Origin of the sequence: Dokdonella immobilis, from assembly GCF_900115085.1 — a bacterium.
GTDB lineage: Bacteria > Pseudomonadota > Gammaproteobacteria > Xanthomonadales > Rhodanobacteraceae > Dokdonella > Dokdonella immobilis.
Map to the genome: position 1 here is coordinate 279,916 of NZ_FOVF01000001.1, position 16,402 is coordinate 296,317.

The 16,402-nt window shown below is 64.1% G+C and carries 13 protein-coding genes; 2 read left to right on the top strand and 11 right to left on the bottom strand.

The window, feature by feature from the left end; all coding sequences use genetic code 11:
* Nucleotides 1-291: 291 nt before the first annotated feature.
* The 5 genes from BM125_RS01205 to BM125_RS01225 form a co-directional block, all read right to left on the bottom strand.
* Nucleotides 292-1,125, bottom strand: a complete 834-nt coding sequence (locus BM125_RS01205) for a universal stress protein (RefSeq protein WP_175497810.1) — start codon at nucleotides 1,123-1,125, stop codon at nucleotides 292-294.
* 191 nt (nucleotides 1,126-1,316) lie between these two features.
* Nucleotides 1,317-2,450, bottom strand: a complete 1,134-nt coding sequence (locus BM125_RS01210) for a DUF1615 domain-containing protein (RefSeq protein ID WP_092404153.1) — start codon at nucleotides 2,448-2,450, stop codon at nucleotides 1,317-1,319.
* 492 nt (nucleotides 2,451-2,942) lie between these two features.
* The gene (locus BM125_RS01215) at nucleotides 2,943-3,968 is read right to left on the bottom strand and encodes a sensor histidine kinase (protein WP_217647781.1); all 1,026 of its coding nucleotides are present in this window, start codon (nucleotides 3,966-3,968) and stop codon (nucleotides 2,943-2,945) included.
* Between the two features lie 7 nt (nucleotides 3,969-3,975).
* Nucleotides 3,976-4,680, bottom strand: coding sequence for a response regulator (locus tag BM125_RS01220; RefSeq protein WP_092404073.1), 705 nt, complete (start codon nucleotides 4,678-4,680; stop codon nucleotides 3,976-3,978).
* A gap of 41 nt (nucleotides 4,681-4,721) precedes the next feature.
* Nucleotides 4,722-5,201 (bottom strand): hypothetical protein, encoded by a 480-nt coding sequence (locus tag BM125_RS01225; protein ID WP_092404075.1) that lies wholly within the window; start codon nucleotides 5,199-5,201, stop codon nucleotides 4,722-4,724.
* A 546-nt stretch (nucleotides 5,202-5,747) separates the two neighbouring features.
* On the opposite strand from BM125_RS01225, the gene BM125_RS01230 reads away from it, so the two are divergent.
* Nucleotides 5,748-6,563, top strand: coding sequence for a sel1 repeat family protein (locus BM125_RS01230; protein ID WP_092404077.1), 816 nt, complete (start codon nucleotides 5,748-5,750; stop codon nucleotides 6,561-6,563).
* 264 nt (nucleotides 6,564-6,827) lie between these two features.
* On the opposite strand, the gene BM125_RS01235 is transcribed toward BM125_RS01230, so the two are convergent.
* On the bottom strand, nucleotides 6,828-9,896 hold the full coding sequence (locus BM125_RS01235; RefSeq protein WP_092404079.1) for a choice-of-anchor Q domain-containing protein: 3,069 nt from the start codon (nucleotides 9,894-9,896) through the stop codon (nucleotides 6,828-6,830).
* Between the two features lie 507 nt (nucleotides 9,897-10,403).
* Here BM125_RS01235 and BM125_RS01240 point away from each other — a divergent pair.
* A complete protein-coding gene (locus tag BM125_RS01240; protein WP_175497812.1) occupies nucleotides 10,404-11,903 on the top strand; it encodes a CBM96 family carbohydrate-binding protein in 1,500 nt (499 codons plus the stop codon).
* Here the strand turns inward: BM125_RS01240 and BM125_RS01245 are convergent.
* The 5 genes from BM125_RS01245 to msrA form a co-directional block, all read right to left on the bottom strand.
* Nucleotides 11,900-12,901: an NADP-dependent oxidoreductase gene (locus tag BM125_RS01245; protein ID WP_092404083.1), complete on the bottom strand. Its 1,002-nt coding sequence runs from the start codon at nucleotides 12,899-12,901 to the stop codon at nucleotides 11,900-11,902. The genes BM125_RS01240 and BM125_RS01245 overlap by 4 nt on opposite strands.
* Entirely contained in the window at nucleotides 12,898-13,731 is an 834-nt protein-coding gene (locus BM125_RS01250) for an oxidoreductase (protein WP_092404085.1), read from the bottom strand. Before BM125_RS01250 ends, BM125_RS01245 begins: the two co-directional genes overlap by 4 nt.
* Before the next feature lie 72 nt (nucleotides 13,732-13,803).
* Complete coding sequence (locus BM125_RS01255; protein ID WP_092404086.1) at nucleotides 13,804-14,385, bottom strand: TetR/AcrR family transcriptional regulator; 582 nt, start codon at nucleotides 14,383-14,385, stop codon at nucleotides 13,804-13,806.
* Between the two features lie 303 nt (nucleotides 14,386-14,688).
* A complete protein-coding gene (locus BM125_RS01260; protein ID WP_092404087.1) occupies nucleotides 14,689-15,414 on the bottom strand; it encodes a DUF1499 domain-containing protein in 726 nt (241 codons plus the stop codon).
* A gap of 330 nt (nucleotides 15,415-15,744) precedes the next feature.
* Entirely contained in the window at nucleotides 15,745-16,401 is a 657-nt protein-coding gene (msrA, locus tag BM125_RS01265) for a peptide-methionine (S)-S-oxide reductase MsrA (RefSeq protein ID WP_092404088.1), read from the bottom strand.
* Nucleotide 16,402: the final 1 nt, after the last annotated feature.

Genomic DNA, 16,402 nt, shown 5'->3' on the forward strand with positions numbered 1-16,402 from the left:
GGCTGCGCAATCCGCAGCCGCCTGCCGGCGCATGCCAGGCTCAAGCAGAAATCGGAACTGTGCGCTCTGCACCCTTGAACCGGATTTCAGGGAACCCGAGCGGACATCCGATGCTAGGGAGGCTCTGAACAAGTGGCGCAACCGTCACGACGCCTGCCTGCGTGCAGATCGCGGCGCGCCGACGCAGACAGACCGGCCGTTTTTCAAGGCGGCGCAACAAAGAGCTGCGCTCAGGCAGGCGTCGCCCAAGCAATTTGATTCAATGGACCAAGGGTGGCGTTCAGAGCCTCCCTAGTGGGAGAACAGCACCGGGAACGGCGACTGCCAGAACAGTCCGTGGGTGACGCCGCCGAAGACGTGTTCGCGCAAGCGCGAGTGGCTATAGCCGCCGGCGACCAGCAGGTCCGCACCGGATTCGCCGACGAAGCGCATGATCGCCTGCGCGGTCGTCGCGCCCATCGATGGAAGCGCGACCACATTGGCGTGTACACCGTGCCGGGCCAGATGGGTGGCGATATCCGCACCGGGCGCTTCGCCATGATGGGCGTCGTCGACCTTCGGATCGACCACGATCACGTCGACCCGCGCCGCCCGTTGCAGGATCGGCAGCGCATCGTGGACGGCGCGCGTCGCTTCGCGGGTCGGTTGCCAGGCCACCACGACCTGCCTGAACGACGATCGTGCTTCGTGCTTGGGCGGCAACACCAGAACCGGCCGGCCTGACCCGGTCAGCAGGTCGGCAAACGTCGCATTCGCGTAGTCGGCCCGATCGACCGCACCCGGGACGATCGTCAGATCGGCGTGCCGGGCATGCATGACGGCCACGTCGAACGTGGGCAACATCGGGGATTCGACGCATCGAACCTCCCAGCTGATGTCCATCGGACGGAGTCGTTCGCGCATCCGTTGCGCCAGCGCCTCGCCACGTGCCCGCTCCATCTCATGCAGTTGATTGTAGATTTCGGCCGGGAAACTCGTCATCTCGAAGCCGAAGGGTATCGACAGGGCGACGGTCACCAATGCGCTGAGATGCGCGTCATGCTCGCGTGCCAACGCGATGCCGTATGCAAGCGTGAGATCATCCGCGGCGGTGTTCGCCAGGGGAACCAGGATGTCCTTGTACATTCGATGATCCTCACGATTGCCATTGTCCCCCAGCATTGGAGCGCGAAACGGGGCCGTCCAGCTTGACCTGGGTCAAGCAATCCGGTCGTTGCCGCTGGCGGCGCACGGGCCGCCTGCGGGAGTGGTGCGCAGCGGGCAGCAACGACGGACCACGCATCGCGAATGCCCGGGTCGTGGGGAGAAGCATTGCCTCAGCGGCGGGCCTGCGATCGGCTCGCGGAAGACCGTTTTCCGGATCGGCCCTGTCCGGCCGCCCTGGCCATGCACGACTGGTAGTGCTGGTCGACACGCTCAGCGAACCATCGCGTCGTCAGTTTGCGCGTGATCTTCGGGCTTTCGAGGTGGATGCGCGGAACGAGCGCCCGCGCCAGGAAGCCTTTTTCCATTTGCTCCGCGAGCGCGAAGACCCTGCGGTATGTCCGCGAGTCGCCGAATTCGGGGCGGTCGCCCATTTCGAGGTCACGACGGATCTGCGCGTCGCTGAGTTCGAGATCATCCCCCAGCGCGCGCACGGCAAGTTCGGTAGCGCCCACCGGTGTGGACGAATTCTCGCGGCCGTGCCGGATCAGGTCGCCGTCCAGCGCAAGCGGGATGCCGGAAGCGCGACTGACTGCAGCCTGGAATGCGGCATTCCGGCTGGCATACCGGCCGGCATTGAAATCGGCGAATCGATACAGCGGCTGTTCGTAGCGGGCCGGATAGGCAAGCAGATGGGCAATGCCGAAATACAGTCCGCCGCGTCGCGTGAATACCTCATGCCGGATCGAGTCGTCGATCGGATACGGATAGGAGTGTTCGCCTGCGTACGCCTCGGAAAACGCCACGCTGACCTGCATCGGTCCGCCGGTACGGACCGGGTTGGCATCGCCGAACAGGCGCCTGCCAAGCGGCACGCTGCCGATCACGTCCTCGTAGATGCGGCTCAGTTCTCGTTCGCTGCGGACCGCAGCGATGCGTTCGTCATAGCGCCGGCCATCGGGCGACTTGAGGCGCAGTGCCGCGCTTACCGCGAACTTCGGGATGTGCAGGTCGCCGGCACGCCGATCGATCTCGGCACCCGCTATGGCCGCCAGGCCAGGCACGACTGGATCCGCGTGAAACGATGACTCCTGCGCGATCACGGCCAGGGCAGCGCAAAGGTTCGAGTCATCGGGAGCAAGGCGCAGCGCGGAAAACGCGGCGTAGATGTCGGTTGCCCAGCCCTGCGCGTCGCGCGTACCGAAAGGCAGCAGGCGCACGATCTGCGCGCGCACCTCCTCCGGGTGCCGCACATTTCGCTGCGGTCCGCTTGGCGTAGCGCAGCCGCCAAGCACGGCGAGCAGCATGGCCACGATGCCCAGTCGATGGTTGCGCTTCACGACATCGCGACGGTCCTGCCGGGTGTCCAGACTCATGCACCAGTCTCGTTACGATCAAGCCTGACAACATGGGGGCCGAATGCGCGTGCGCAATCCAGCAGTTGCTGTGTCGACCCGGATTGAGCCGAAAATCGACGCGGCAATCCGGAATGCGTCATCTCCCGACGGGTCGCAACAGGCCTGGTTCGGCGCCGTCAGCGAAATCATCGGCAATCAGGCCCTCGCGGGAACCGGCTGGCCCGAGCGAGGGCGCGACAGCCATACGCATGGCATGCCCACGTTCACGGTGTATTTGCGCCTACGTTCAACCCGGTCTGCAGCGGCTGCAATCAGGAGCGCCTGATCCAGGCCTGAGACCGATCTGTCCATCGGCGGAGGGCCGCCACGAAGCTGCGCCTGGAACCGGATGGCCTGGGCCGCCTGCTTCCGGCCGGGACAGGAATTCCCGGACTGCCAAGACTATTCGGACCGCAGGGCCGAGTCGTCCTCTCCATGCGATGCGCCGGGCAAGCTTCGGGGAAGCTGCACCACAAACTCACTTCCGCCCCCGGGACGCCCGCGGCAGTGGACGTCGCCGCCGTGGTGTCGGGCGATCTGCCTCACCAGGGACAAGCCGAGGCCGCTTCCGATGTTTTCCTCGGCCGTTCCGGCCCGGAAGAACGGTTCGAAGACGCGCTCGCGATCGGCCTCGTCGACGCCGGGGCCAGCATCAGTGATACGCAGTTGCAACGATTCCCCATCGACGCAGAGGTGAACTGAAATCGGTGGTGCGCCGTGCCTGTGCGCATTCTCGAGCAGGTTGCGCACGAGGCGACGCAACAAGCGCTGGTTGCCCTGCAACCACTGCGCATGCCTGCCCCCATCGCTGATGGGATAGTCGAGATCGACCTGCCCGAAGCGGGCGCACTCCTCGGCGACCAGCGCTAGCAGATCGAGTTCTTCGACGGCACCGTCGGTGGCCGGCAAGGCCTCCAGCCGGCTGGCCAGGAGGATTTCCTCGATCAGGTCGTCCAGTTCGCGCAGGTCGAGGGCGAGTCCGGACCGGCGCTGGTCGTCCGCGGAACCGAGCAGCTCGATGCCCATGCGAATCCGCGTCAGCGGTGTTCTCAGTTCGTGGCTGGCATTGGCCAGCAGGCGCTTGTGCGCGGCGACCAAGGTTTCGATGCGGTCGGCGGCGAGATTGAATCCCTCCGCGAGTTCGGCAATTTCGTCCCCGCCCTCGACGACGGCTCGCACGCCCAGCTCGCCCCGTCCGAATGCAGCGACGGACTGCTGCAGGCGTGACAGGCGACGGGTCAATCGGCGCACGAACGGATACGAACCGAGGCCGATGAACATCGCCATGAGCACGAACAGGAGTGCCCAAAGCGGCAAGGGCAGCGGCTCGGCCATCGTGTGACGCATGGTCACGCCGACGATGGCGAACAGGATCAGTGCAGCGACGAGGACCAGATAGAAGCGGCGGAAAAGCGGAAACCGGCGCATGGAAGGCTCAGTCCTGCGTTCTGGCAAAGACATAGCCGGCGCCGCGCAGGGTCAGGATCCGCCGCGGCCGTTTTGGATCGTCCTCGATGACTGCCCGAAGTTTGGAGACGTGCACGTCGATCGAGCGGTCGAAACCCTCCGCCCTTGAGCCGCTCAGCGCATCGAGCAGCCAGTCCCGGCTGAGCACCCGGCCGGCGTTCCGGGCGAGCAGCCTGAGCAGGGCGAACTGATGCGCGGTCAAGCTTCGGGTTTCGCCACCCAGCCGCACCTGGTAGGTATCGCAGTCGATCTCGAGACGGCCGAAGCGCAGTATCGCCTCCCCGCCTCCGACCTGCCCCCGTTCCGAACGCCGAAGGATTGCGCGCAGGCGGGCCAGCAATTCGCGCGGCTCGAACGGCTTTGGCAGATAGTCGTCGGCGCCCAGCTCCAGTCCGACGATGCGGTCGGCGGCATCGCCACGGGCCGTCAGCATGATGATCGGCAGGGCGCTGAGTCCGGACTGCATGCGGATCTCGCGACACAGGTCCAGCCCGTCGATATCCGGTAGGGTCAGGTCGAGCACCAGAGCCTCGATACCGCCAGATTTGAGCCGTTCCAGGGCGCGACGCCCGAGGGTCTCGCTGTGTACGGGAAAACCCGCCTGGCCGAGATATTCGGCAATCATCCCGGCCAGGCGCCGGTCATCCTCGAGCAGCAGAACTTGAACCGTCATTGCGGACCCAACTGACGCCTGCGGCAGGCGCGCACCCCAGCTTACTGCTCCGCGTGACCCTTGCGCGAGAACATCTGGCGCTGCTCGGGCGACAGGGCGGCGGCGGCATCGGCGAGAAACTGCATGTAGCGGATCGCACTCGCCTCGATCGCACTGGCCTGCCCGGCCTGGATGCGCGCAAAGCCGGCGCGATCGAAGTTGGCAGCCGTCAGACTGTCGTGCAACTGCTCCTGACCGTGCTGAAATGAAGCCGACATGGCATCCAGGTCGTTCGCCGCCTCGTCGCTGATTGCCGTTACCGGGCAATCGACCGTGGCATTGATCGTGGCGCAGACATGCTCCCCGAGCTCGCGCGCCCGTTGCGCCAGTTCCTCGGGGCTGCCAGTCGTGGAATGCCGGCCGTGCGCGCGCATGCCATGCCGGTCCATGTGGCCAGCATGCGCATAGAGTCCAGCTCCACCAACACCCATCAGCGCACCGACGAGCAGGCCCACGGAAAGCTTCTTGTCGACGAATTTCATGATCAACGACTCCACGAGTTGGGATGAATTGCGGAACCCACTGTGGACGCAGCCGATTAGCGCTTGATGTGGCTACTGTTAAGAACTGCGAAGCGCGGCGATCTGCCGATGGCTTCTGTCACCGGCCGGAAAACGTATCGTGGCGGAGGCCGAGGAAGATCCCTTGCAGTTCTTGTCTGCCGGGCAGCCGCCGGCCATGCGACATTTGTGATGGCGCCGTTGCCCGTTCCATCCACGAAGATCCAGCGCCTTGCATGGCCGTTGCGTGCCCTTGCAGCGCGCAGGCTAGCAGGTTCGGTCAAGGTAGTTTGACTTGACCCCGATGTTCGCCCCAGAGCGATAAACACGGGTGTCGACGTCCACTGGCTGTCAGAGAGCCCGTGGCACGGATGCCGTCTGCTTGGCCGCGTTGCCGGGAACACGTGTTTCGGCTGCGAGCGCGCGGAACCGCGCCATTCAGCAACCAAGATCCGACTGCCGCCGCGAATGTATTTGTCCACGAAAGGAGAAACTCCGATGAGCGCTCTATCAAGGCTTCATGCCGGAATGTTCACGATACTGCTCTACCCTGCCAGCCCGGTATTCGCGCAAACGGGCCCTGGGACGGAGGTACCGGCCAGCATGCCCGCCGCGGGCAACGCCGATTCATCCGGAGTCGTTCAGACAAATGACGGCAATGAAACGCCCGACAGCGCCCGTCCGGGACTCTACTTCTTCAACAAGGCAGCCAAGGCGTTCGAGAAGGGTCAGTACACTTTCGCGATCGAGATGTACCAGGTCGCTGCTTCCTACGCGTACAAACCCGCGCAGTTCAACCTCGCGGTCATGTATGCCCAGGGCCAGGGCGTCGCAGCCGACTTGCCCCGGGCCCTGGCTTGGGCGGCCTTGGCCGCCGAACGCAGCGACAAACACTATGTCGCGGCACGCAACGCCATTTCCGCGGCACTGACGCCAGAACAGGTCGACGAGGCCGAGCAGGTGCTCAAGGAACTGATGCCGATGTACGCGGATGAAAGCGCGATGAAACGCGCCAGATCGCGATGGAAGGAGGCCAAGCTTGGTGCAACCGGATCCCGCCTGGGATTCATCGGTGGGCTCAAGGTGGGAGATCCCGGGAATATTCGCGGCACATCGCAGAAGCACGAGATCACCGACCAGACGTCGGCCAGCGTCGGAACGACGGTCTCGGACGTGCTTGGAGGCAAACAGATCGACGGCTCGATCGTCTATCGCGAGCTGCGGGAAGCCGACTCCCCCTATGATCCAAAGCTCGAGGAACAGACTGGCGTCGTAAAGGTCGGCGACCTCGAGGCCAAGCCCGAAGCCACGCCGGTGTCGACTGCGGAACCCGCACAGCACTGAGCACCCGCCATTTCGGTATCCGAGCATCGGTATCGCCGGCCGAGGCATCGGGAATGCGCCAAATAACGGTTGATGGGAGGGTGTGCCAACTGGCGCTCCTGCCACCGGCCGCCAAGCCCATGAAGTCCTTCTTCCAAAAACAGGTATGGCGTTCCTGGCGAGCCGGACTGCAAGAGCGAACGGGTCGGGCATCCTCGCGCATCCCATTCCGACACGCGCGGTCTCGCTTGTACCCCGTTGGCTCCTACCCGCTCGAACGTCGCGCTACCAGCGCAGGATCACATCACCGGAACCCGCCACCTTCCACGCACCCTGCAACCACTCACCGTCGAGGTACCGGTTGAGCTGCAGTTCGATCGTGGCGCCATGCTGGCGTGCGTTGACCACGAGCAGCGCGTCGCTGCCGGGTGCCGCGGTCGTCTTGAGAATCTGCACGGGGTTGTTCTGACCCGCGCCCCTGAGACGCGACTCGATCTGCGCACGGCCCAGATGCGCGGCATGCTTCTCGAAAGCCACGACCATCACCGCCGATTCGAAGCCGTCGGCAAATATCAGGTCGCCAGAAGACTCGACCGCGCCGACATCGCAGGCTTGCGCAGGATTGCCATTGACCACGATACCGCGCGGGTTGCCGGTCTGGTCGATTCCGCTGCAACCATTGAAGCGATCGATCAGCGGCGAATCAGCGAATGGCAGGTGGGTCAGGGTCAGGCCACCGTTGTCCGCAAGCGGACCAAGGCGCGGATCGATCACACCGGCGCCGAGCGGATCACCGATCAAGTTGTTGTTGACGTCCGGGGTACCGATCGGCGCGCCGGCCAGACCCGAGCCTGTGTTGTCTCCAACGAGGCTGTTCACCAGGCCGAACGTGGGAACTTCGCTGCGGATATCTCGCGCAGGGCTGGCCGAGGAATCCGAATTGCGCGCAAGAACGGTCGCGGAGACATTCAGGCTACCGCTGCCGCTGGAGAACAATCCGCCACCCGCCGGCGCAGGGCTGGACGCGCCGGTGCCTGCAGCGTTATCGATGATGCTGCTGCCCTCGATGCTGACCACCGAAGTCGCATCCACGGAGACATGGACACCGCCGCCGAGACGCAAGCTGCTGTTCCCAGACACAGTTGAATCGAGCAATGAGAGCTCGGCATTGTTCGAACCCGCGAGATACAGTCCACCGCTGCTCTGCCTCGACGAGTTGCCCGAAACTGTCATGCGTGAGAGGGTGACCGTGGCCTGGTCGGCGCTGATGAAGGCGCCGCCGCCACGAGTATTCGCAGTCAGCCCGCCCGGATCGCCGGCGGCCTGATTACCCGAGAGGGTCAGTTCCGAGATTGAAGATGAACCCGAGGTCTGGGACAGATACAAGCCGCCTCCGCGGGCAGTGGAACTCGGTCCTGACGGCACATCTGCGCCAATGTTGTCCAGGATGCGCAGTCTGGAAAGATCGGTGACACCAGCACTGGCTTCGACGTACAGACCGGCTCCGCGACAATCGCTGCAGCGCAGGCTGTTTCCGGAAAATACCGAGTCATGAACATCCAGGCTGGTACCCTGAAGCAGTAGCGCAAGGCCGCCACCTCTCGAACTTCCGACATTGCCCTGAAATTCCGTATCGGCAATCTCGACGACGCTTCCGCTTCCGGCCTGGATCTCGGCACCGGCGGAGACATTCGCCTGATTTGAATTGAATGTGGCATTGCTCAAGGAAAAAGTAGAACTTCCCGGGGCTGCAGAGAAAAGCGCACCGCCGGTATTATTGGCCGAATTCGAACTGAAGGAGATCGAATCGATCACCAGGTTTTCCCGATTCCTGAGTGCTCCGCCCGATTCCGATCCACTGACCGATCCGCCGATCAAGCTCATGCCCGACAACGCAACATCGAGGAGGCTCGCGTCGATGCCATCGTCGATCAGAAAATGCCGCGATGCCGAGTGGGCATCCAGGATAAGCAACGACTGGCCGGGACCGATGATCGTTACCGGCGAGGCCACGAGGATCTGGCCCTTCGTCAATGTATTGGTTTGCGTGCTGGCAAAGACGCCCGCATCGAACGTGATCACCGATACATCCGGATCGCCGTTGGCGGCCATCACGGCGTCGCGCAAGGTACACTCGCCGACCGCCGCACCGCAGAAGCCGTCGCCAAGGTCGTCGTTGGCATTGACGACAAAGTCGGCACCCGCCTGCCCCGATTCCTGCACCTCGACCGCGCCGATATCACAAGCCGCACCGAAGGGACGCGATTCGCCGCGCTGATCCGTGCCACTGCACCCGGAGAAATGATCGATCGCCGGAGAACCGGGCAAGGGCAGGTGGGTCGGCGTCGACCCGCCGTGGTCACCGAGCGCACCGAGCCTGGGCCCGACCGACAACAAGGTGTTCGACACGGTATTGAGGGTGGCAGTGCCAGGATCCTCGATCAGCGAATCCGCAACAACGAAAGTGCCTTTCAGATCCGCGCCACTGCTGTTGGCAACGATTGTGCCCATCAGGCTACCCGAGTTCGCATCGACCCCGGAGACCAGGCTGGTATTACCAGTGATCGTGCTGTTGGCCAGCGCCAGCGAGCCGCCCTTCGAGAGAATGGCGCCCCCGCTGCCGCTGCCGGTGGTCACGCCATTGCCGCTGATCGTGCTGTTGATGACGGTCGCGGCATTGTCGCGCGTGTACAGGCCGCCTCCTTTGAACGCCGCCGTATTTCCGGACAACGTGCTGTCGATCAAGGTCACGTCGCGGAAGCGCGACCAGATTGCGCCGCCATCGGCCGCGGTCGTGTTGCCGACCAGATGGACCTGGTCCAGCGCGAGCTCGGCGACGCTGCGGATCGCTCCGCCGCGGCCGCCGGGATCAGGCGCGCTGCCGTCGCCATTGCCTCCGGTCAGGGTCAGGCCACTGATCGCGTTGACGCTGTCCAGTGCGGAGTTTGGCGACGCCAGATCGGCGAAGTGGAATATCCGCGATTGTCCACCGGCATCGATGGTCAGCTGGCTGGCGCCCGGTCCACTGATAGTCGTAGACGATTTCACCGCCAGCTCACCGTTACTCAGGGTAAGCGTGCCGGGCGTCGCGAACACGGTCGGATCGAACGTGATGACCGATGCGTCGGAATTGCTCTCGGCGGCAAGCACCGCATCGCGCAAGGTGCATTCACCGACTGCAACACCGCAGGATCCATTGCCGGCATCGTCCGCGGCATTGACCACGAAATCCGGACCGCCCTGCACGATCCCCGAATGTTGCGGAGCCGCGACACCGCCTGTGGTCGAGGCATGGGCGGCCTGTAGCATCAACAACTGGCTGATGGTCGCAGCAAGGAGGGGTTTGCGCGGCATTGGGTTCCCCGGATTCTGGTCCGCTTTCAAACGAACCGCAGGTTTACTTCTGGACCGATGCGCAATGCTACACCATGCCAGAGATCCGACCAAAGCATGCATTTACGAACAAGTTTTCTTGTGGACACAGGCAGCGGTTTTATGCCGCTTGCGCGATGCACGCGCCACCTCACCGATGGCCGAAGGGCCACGCCATTCGCCAGTGACCACGCAGATTCGCCCATGATTCCGACTGCGCACCCTTGGTACGGCAGCGGCGGCCGCTCGTCGCAGCTGCGGTTCCAGGCCCGTGCCGCTCGGGTCCGACTGGGCGCGCCGGTCGGCTATCGTGTGCCATCGGTCGGCCACCGGGCAGACAGGGTCGTTTGCGCATTGACCGTGCTCGTCGTGCCGCTCACGCTCGAATGCGCCAGCGAAGCAGACGGCACGCAACGACGGGAGCGCGGTCGCGGCCAGTCCCTCGCCTGCTGGCAGCGCGTTGCCTGCACCGCTGGAGGACAAAGTCCCATGTCAATGGACATATCGGCTCCTTGCACCGGATACGCGGCGAGCGCGCGCACGCTGGCAACAGCGATCCTCTGCTTGATTGCGAGCTGCGCTTCGGCGCAGACCTTGCCGCTGTCGGACCGCGATATCGACAACCCGACGCACTGGTATCTCGGCATTGGCGAACCTGGACTCTATCCAGGCGGTGCCAATCTGCCTGGTGGCGCTCATCTGGCATACGGCCTGAACCGGACGAATGCGATACGCCCGCTGGGGTCGGCGTTGCTGCCCTCATCGGCGCCGGCGATTGGTTTTGTTGCCGTCGGCATGTCGAATGCCAATCAGGAATGGGGACGCTTTGCCTGGCTCGCTGCGAATGGCGCCCGGCACAACGCCCGCGTGGTCCTGGTCGATGCGGCCCAGGGCGGCATCGATGCCACGGAAATGGATGAGCCCGGCGAGCCCTATTGGAACTTCTTCGATCAGCGCGTCGCCGCGGCAGGCCTGGGCCTCGACCAGGTCCAGGCGGTCTGGCTCAAGCAATCCATCCAGGGTGGCGCAGGTGTCTTTCCGACAGGCGCCGCTACTTTGCAGCAAAGTCTGGCTGGCATCGTCGATGTGCTGCAGGCGCACTGCCCGAATCTTCAGGTGATTCTGCTTTCCTCGAGGATCTGGGGCGCCGGCGAACCGTGGAATTTCGAGACCGCATTCGCGGTGAAGGACCTGATCAGGAGTCAGGTCGATGCGATCTCCGCGGGGACCGAATCCCGGCCGTGGCTGGCGTGGGGCCCCTATCTCTGGGCCGACGGACTGAGCCCGCGTTCGGACGGCCTGTTCTGGGATCCTGCCCTGCATCTCGAAGCTGACCTCACCCATCCCTCGGCCGGCGGCGAACAACAAGTCGCCGACCGGCTCGATGCCTACCTTGCCACCCAGTATGCGTTCGCCCGCTGGCTGTTTCCTGCAGGCGGCGCCGCACCGATCACACGGACTGCCAGCGCCGATGCGCATGTCGACAACACCCAACCGAACACAAATTTCGGTGCTGATCCGGCCCTTCGATGGGCGACTGGCACACGCATCTATCTGCGCTTCGATCTGAGCGGTCTCGCAGCGGGGCTTTTCGAGCGTGTCCGCCTGGTCTATCGCGTGGAGTCGACGCCAAACGGCGCTGGTGCGGGATTTGCCTATCTGGCCAGCCCGGGCGCCTGGAGCGAAGCGACACTGAACTGGGCCAACGCACCGGCACCTGGCACCTTGATCCGCAGCATTCCCTCAACCAGCCGCGGTGGCGTCGTCGATCTCGACGTCACGGCCGCAACGCAGGCAGCCTTGCTGGCGGGAAGCACCTCGATCAGCCTGGTCCTGGTACCTCCTGCAAAGGTGGGCTTCCCGGGCGCCGTGCTTTCTCGCGAATCGGGCGAGTCCCCAGTCCTTCTACTTTCGGGTCCGACGCTTTTCGTCGACGGGTTCGAGCAGGGGCTGGGCTCGATCCGATCATCCGGCCCGTCTGCGGACTAGTCCATCGCGATGACAACCTTGCCCCGGGCGCGCCCTGTCTCCAGGTAGTCCATCGCCTCATTAAGGGCGGCGAACGGGAAGACGCGATCCACTACGGGTCTGATCGCACCGGACTCGAGCAGGGCACTGATTTTCTTCAACTGCTTGCCATCGGCATGCATGAAGACGAAGGAATAGTCGATGCCTCGTCGCCGGGCCTTGCTGCGGATACCGCGGCTCAGCAGTCGCATGACCTGCCTGAGGAACCAGTGCGCGCCGATGGATTTCGCGAATGCGACATCGGGCGGCCCGGAGATGGAGAAGAGTCGGCCGCCGGGCTTGAGCACCTTCAGCGACTTTTCGAGTGTCGCCTGGTCGAGACTGTTGAACACCACGTCGTAGCCACTCAGAAGCTCCGAAAAGTCGGCCTTCGTGTAATCGATGACGACATCGGCGCCCAAGCTCTTGAGCATGTCGACATTGGCCGTGCTGGTCGTCGTCGCAACGCTGGCGCCGAGGTACTTCGCCAACTGGATGGCGAAGCTGCCTACGCCGCCAGACCCGGCATGGATCAGGACCTTTTGTCCCTGCTTGAGATTGGCACGCTCGACCAATACCTGCCATGCAGTCAAACCGACCAGGGGAATCGAAGCGGCCTCCTCCCAGCTCAGACTTCGGGGCTTCAAAGCCACGTCGGCCTCGTCCATGGCGATCAGCCCTGCAAACGCCCCGATTCGCCCATCGCGCGGACGCGCAAATACCTCGTCGCCCGGTTTGAACCCCTGCACCGAGGACCCAGTCCTGACCACCACGCCCGCAAGGTCATGGCCAAGGATGAGGGGGAACCGATTGGGCAGAATGAGCTTGAATTCGCCATCCCTGATCTTGGCATCGAGCGGATTCAGGGCTGCCGCGCGGATCGCGACCAGGACATCACGGTCACGAACTTTCGGTTCGGGCATTTCGCCAAGGCGCAAGACCGCCTTCTTCCTGTAGCCGTCGAGAATGAAGGCCTTCATGACCGCATCGCCCTGCTGGCATCGAGGCGCAGATCCTTTCGAATGCCTGCATCGACCAGGCCGGCCGGCGCGAACCGGCGCAGCAAGCGCAATCGATTCCCCAGTCCGCCGGCCGGGTAGCGCAATTTCGGCCGAGCGGCCCGGGCCGCCTGCAACACGACTTCCGCGACGACGCTCGGCTGGTCAGCACTGGCCATGACTTTCGCGAGCACCTCGTCCAGGCTCGTCCGAACCGCACGATACTCCTCGAGTTCGGCGTCTGGGGCGAGGAAGTTCGCATCGAATTTCGTCTTCGTGTACGCGGGCTCGATGACCGATACACGGATACCGCGCGTGCGCAGTTCGTGATCGAGCGACTCCGAATAGCCTTCGATCGCATGCTTGGTGGCGGCATACAGTGCCCCGTACGGCATCGGCAGGAAGCCAAGCACCGAGCCGATGTTGATGATGCGGCCCTGGCCCTGGCGACGCATGTGCGGCAACACGGCACGCGTCATGCGGATCAATCCGAAGAAGTTGGTCTCGAAAATCGCCTTCGCCTGTTCCATCGAACTCTCCTCGGCGCCAGCGGGTGCGACACCGAAGCCGGCATTGTTCACCAGCACGTCGATGCGGCCTTCCAGGCGCATCAGTTCGCTGGTGGCTGCTCCGACCGATTCATCGCTGGTCACGTCGAGCGGCAGCATTTCGAATTCGCGCCGGGGCAAGGAGGCACCGCGGCGACTCGTGCCATAAACCCGGTAGCCGGCCTGCGCGAGCCGCTGTGCGGTCGCCTCGCCGATACCCGAGGAAGCGCCGGTGACCAGCGCAATGGAGCCTTTGATCGTCATTGGAAACTCCTTTATATGATGTACATCATATTCGTCTGCGCAGCGAAAGACCCGTGCCACCACCGGCATGGATCAGGAATCGGTAGGGCTGAGGTGCTTCAACGCAGCTTCACGCAGCGCACTCGAGAGCCGCGAATCATCGACTGCACGCGCCAATGCAAGGCTGCCAACCATGGTCGCGATGGTGACCAGGGCGCGCTCATGGGCCTCGGGCTGCCCCCAGTCCGGAAACTGCCGCGATACCAGGTCAATCATTTCCTTGATACGCCGGGTGGCGACGCGCCTGACCTCAGGTGCCTGGCGGGGCATCTCGGAGCAAAGCGCAGCCGTTGCACAACCGGTCTCCACCGCCTCGAAATGCTCCTCGGACAGATAGGCCCGCATCATCGCCGCAAGCGCCTGATTCGGCGGCAACCTCGCCGCGATCTCCTGCATCATCGCCACGCTCTCGCCACCGGCACGGTCGGCCGCCTCGGCAAGCATCGCTTCGCGCGAGTCGAAATGCGCATAGAAGCCGCCGTGGGTCAGGCCGGCATCCTTCATGATCTCGGCGACCCCGGTGCCGTTGTAACCGCTACGCCGGATGGCGCGCGCAGCGGCGTCGACGATGCGATCGTGGGTGGCTTGCTTGGATCGGGAGGTGGAGCGCTTCATATGACGCCAATCATATTTTTCTTCGAGACGCAACGCAAGTAACTTCGTTCATGCTTGATGCGGGGTCTCGGGTAAAACGCCGTCGGGCGGGTGGCATGACTCAGAGCAAAACGGATTCACTGACACTCCAGAATCAATGGTGCGTGTCCCCCGGTTGTCTGGAGCTCAGACGGCTCCAGCGCCAGACAAACCTGATCGATCGTGGCCATGCTGCGATGCCCGGGCGTCCCTTGGGCTGCTCGTCCGCGACAACGCCGAGGCTCGCCACTCGACGGCCCACTGGAAAATAGACCAAAGTTCGGCTCAGCCGGCAGCAGGCTGGCTGCCGAGGGCCTTGATGAAGGCGCGGATGCGCTTGGCGTTCTTGCCGACGTCGCTCAAGCCGACGCGTGAAACCGAGCGCACGTCGATCCGGCTGCCGGCTGCTTCGGGTTCGACGCGAATGACGATGTCGTCCTTGAAGCCATACCAGAACGTGGTGTCGGTTGCTTCCAGGCGGCCCGCCGTGGCGTCGGCGGCGACGATCTCCCAGCCCATGTCGCGTGCGACCTGTTCAACCTTGTTGAAGGCATCGGTCGGGGCGGCGTCGAGATGCTGGGTGCGGATGTCGGGGTAGGCCTCGGCCTGCTTGGCGGCGATTTCGGGTCCGCCGTATTCGGCCGGATTGGCGGCGTTGGCGCGCAGCGGCAATACCGCGACGAACTCCGGTGGGCGCTGGGTGTCGGTGGTGATGTCGTGGATCATCGGCAGGGATTTCGCTTGCGACAGCCCATACAGGGGCATGGCCGATGCGGCGAGGCCGAGGATCAATCCAAAGGCCAATGTGCCGGCATTGCCGCGACGGGTTCGCGGAATGACCAGGAACAGCAGGGCCAGCACGCCGGCACCGAGGCCGAGATAGACGGCCCAGCGCATCATCGAAAAGCCGGTGCGGAATTCCCACCAGCCGAGGCGGCTGCCCGGCCCGGACGCGATCAGGAGCACCAGGGCAATGATCGCCAACAGAACGGGTATGCGTGACAGCTTCATTCGGATCGTCTCGGTTCGCCGGGCAGTGCCCAGTATCGCGCAATTTGATGGTTGGCGAGCGCATGGCCGACGAGCAAGCGCGCGGCGTTTACACGAGAAGCGCTGGGTGGCTCAGCAATCCACTGGCTGATGAGGCTGGCGAAAGGACGGCTTCGGCAGTGCCTGGGCTATACGCCTTCGGGAGATCAAGCAGTGCGTGGCGGTTGCGGAAAAGTCACTGGGTCCCGGCCTGCGCCGGGACGACGGTGAGGGGGAATGCGGCGGAGTGTCCGCTGCGCCGGGTTGGTGGTGCGCCGGGTCCCCGGCGCAGGTTCCGATCGTGGCGGCAGCTCAGTGGTCCGAGCTGCCCCAGATCTGTTCGAGTCGCGCATCGCGGCCGCAGTTGTAGCGGTAGAACTTGTAGCGCAGTGGATTCTTCTTGTAGTAGTCCTGGTGGTAGCCCTCGGCGGGATAAAACGTCGAAGCGGGCACGATCTGGGTGACGACCGGCTGGCTGAATTTTCCGGAGGCCTCGAGTTCGCGCTTGCTCTCTTCGGCCAGGCGCTGCTGTTCGGACGTGGTCGTGAAGATCGCGGTGCGGTACTGGTCGCCGTGGTCGCAGAACTGCTGGTCGATCGCGAACGGATCGACGTTGTGCCAGTACACGTCGAGCAGCTTTTTGTAGTCGACCCGGGTCGGATCGAATACCACCTTGACCGACTCGGCATGACCGGTGCCACCGGCGGACACCTGCTCATAGGTCGGATCGGGGGCCAGCCCGCCGGTGTAGCCCGAGGTCGTCGAGAGGACGCCGGGCACCTTGTCGAACGGCGGCTCCATGCACCAGAAGCAGCCGCCGGCGAAGATGGCCACTTCGGTCCGTCCGGCCGCAGGGGGGGCCGCGGACGGCTCGTCGGTCGGGCCCGCGCAGGCACCCATTGCCGCCATCAGCAACACCAGGCCAAGGCCGGTGAAGCGTGAAATCAATCGATTCTTCAGGGTGTTCATG

Bases quoted from the DNA above. Each gene is read 5' to 3' on its own strand.
- BM125_RS01210 (WP_092404153.1), bottom strand. From the start codon at position 2,450: ATGCTGCTCGCCGTGCTTGGCGGCTGCGCTACGCCAAGCGGACCGCAG.
- BM125_RS01215 (WP_217647781.1), bottom strand. From the start codon at position 3,968: ATGCGCCGGTTTCCGCTTTTCCGCCGCTTCTATCTGGTCCTCGTCGCT.
- BM125_RS01260 (WP_092404087.1), bottom strand. From the start codon at position 15,414: ATGAAGCTGTCACGCATACCCGTTCTGTTGGCGATCATTGCCCTGGTG.
- BM125_RS01220 (WP_092404073.1), bottom strand. From the start codon at position 4,680: ATGACGGTTCAAGTTCTGCTGCTCGAGGATGACCGGCGCCTGGCCGGG.
- BM125_RS01240 (WP_175497812.1), top strand. From the start codon at position 10,404: ATGTCAATGGACATATCGGCTCCTTGCACCGGATACGCGGCGAGCGCG.
- BM125_RS01245 (WP_092404083.1), bottom strand. From the start codon at position 12,901: ATGAAGGCCTTCATTCTCGACGGCTACAGGAAGAAGGCGGTCTTGCGC.
- BM125_RS01250 (WP_092404085.1), bottom strand. From the start codon at position 13,731: ATGACGATCAAAGGCTCCATTGCGCTGGTCACCGGCGCTTCCTCGGGT.
- BM125_RS01255 (WP_092404086.1), bottom strand. From the start codon at position 14,385: ATGAAGCGCTCCACCTCCCGATCCAAGCAAGCCACCCACGATCGCATC.
- BM125_RS01235 (WP_092404079.1), bottom strand. From the start codon at position 9,896: ATGCCGCGCAAACCCCTCCTTGCTGCGACCATCAGCCAGTTGTTGATG.
- BM125_RS01225 (WP_092404075.1), bottom strand. From the start codon at position 5,201: ATGAAATTCGTCGACAAGAAGCTTTCCGTGGGCCTGCTCGTCGGTGCG.
- BM125_RS01230 (WP_092404077.1), top strand. From the start codon at position 5,748: ATGTTCACGATACTGCTCTACCCTGCCAGCCCGGTATTCGCGCAAACG.
- BM125_RS01205 (WP_175497810.1), bottom strand. From the start codon at position 1,125: ATGTACAAGGACATCCTGGTTCCCCTGGCGAACACCGCCGCGGATGAT.
- msrA (WP_092404088.1), bottom strand. From the start codon at position 16,401: ATGAACACCCTGAAGAATCGATTGATTTCACGCTTCACCGGCCTTGGC.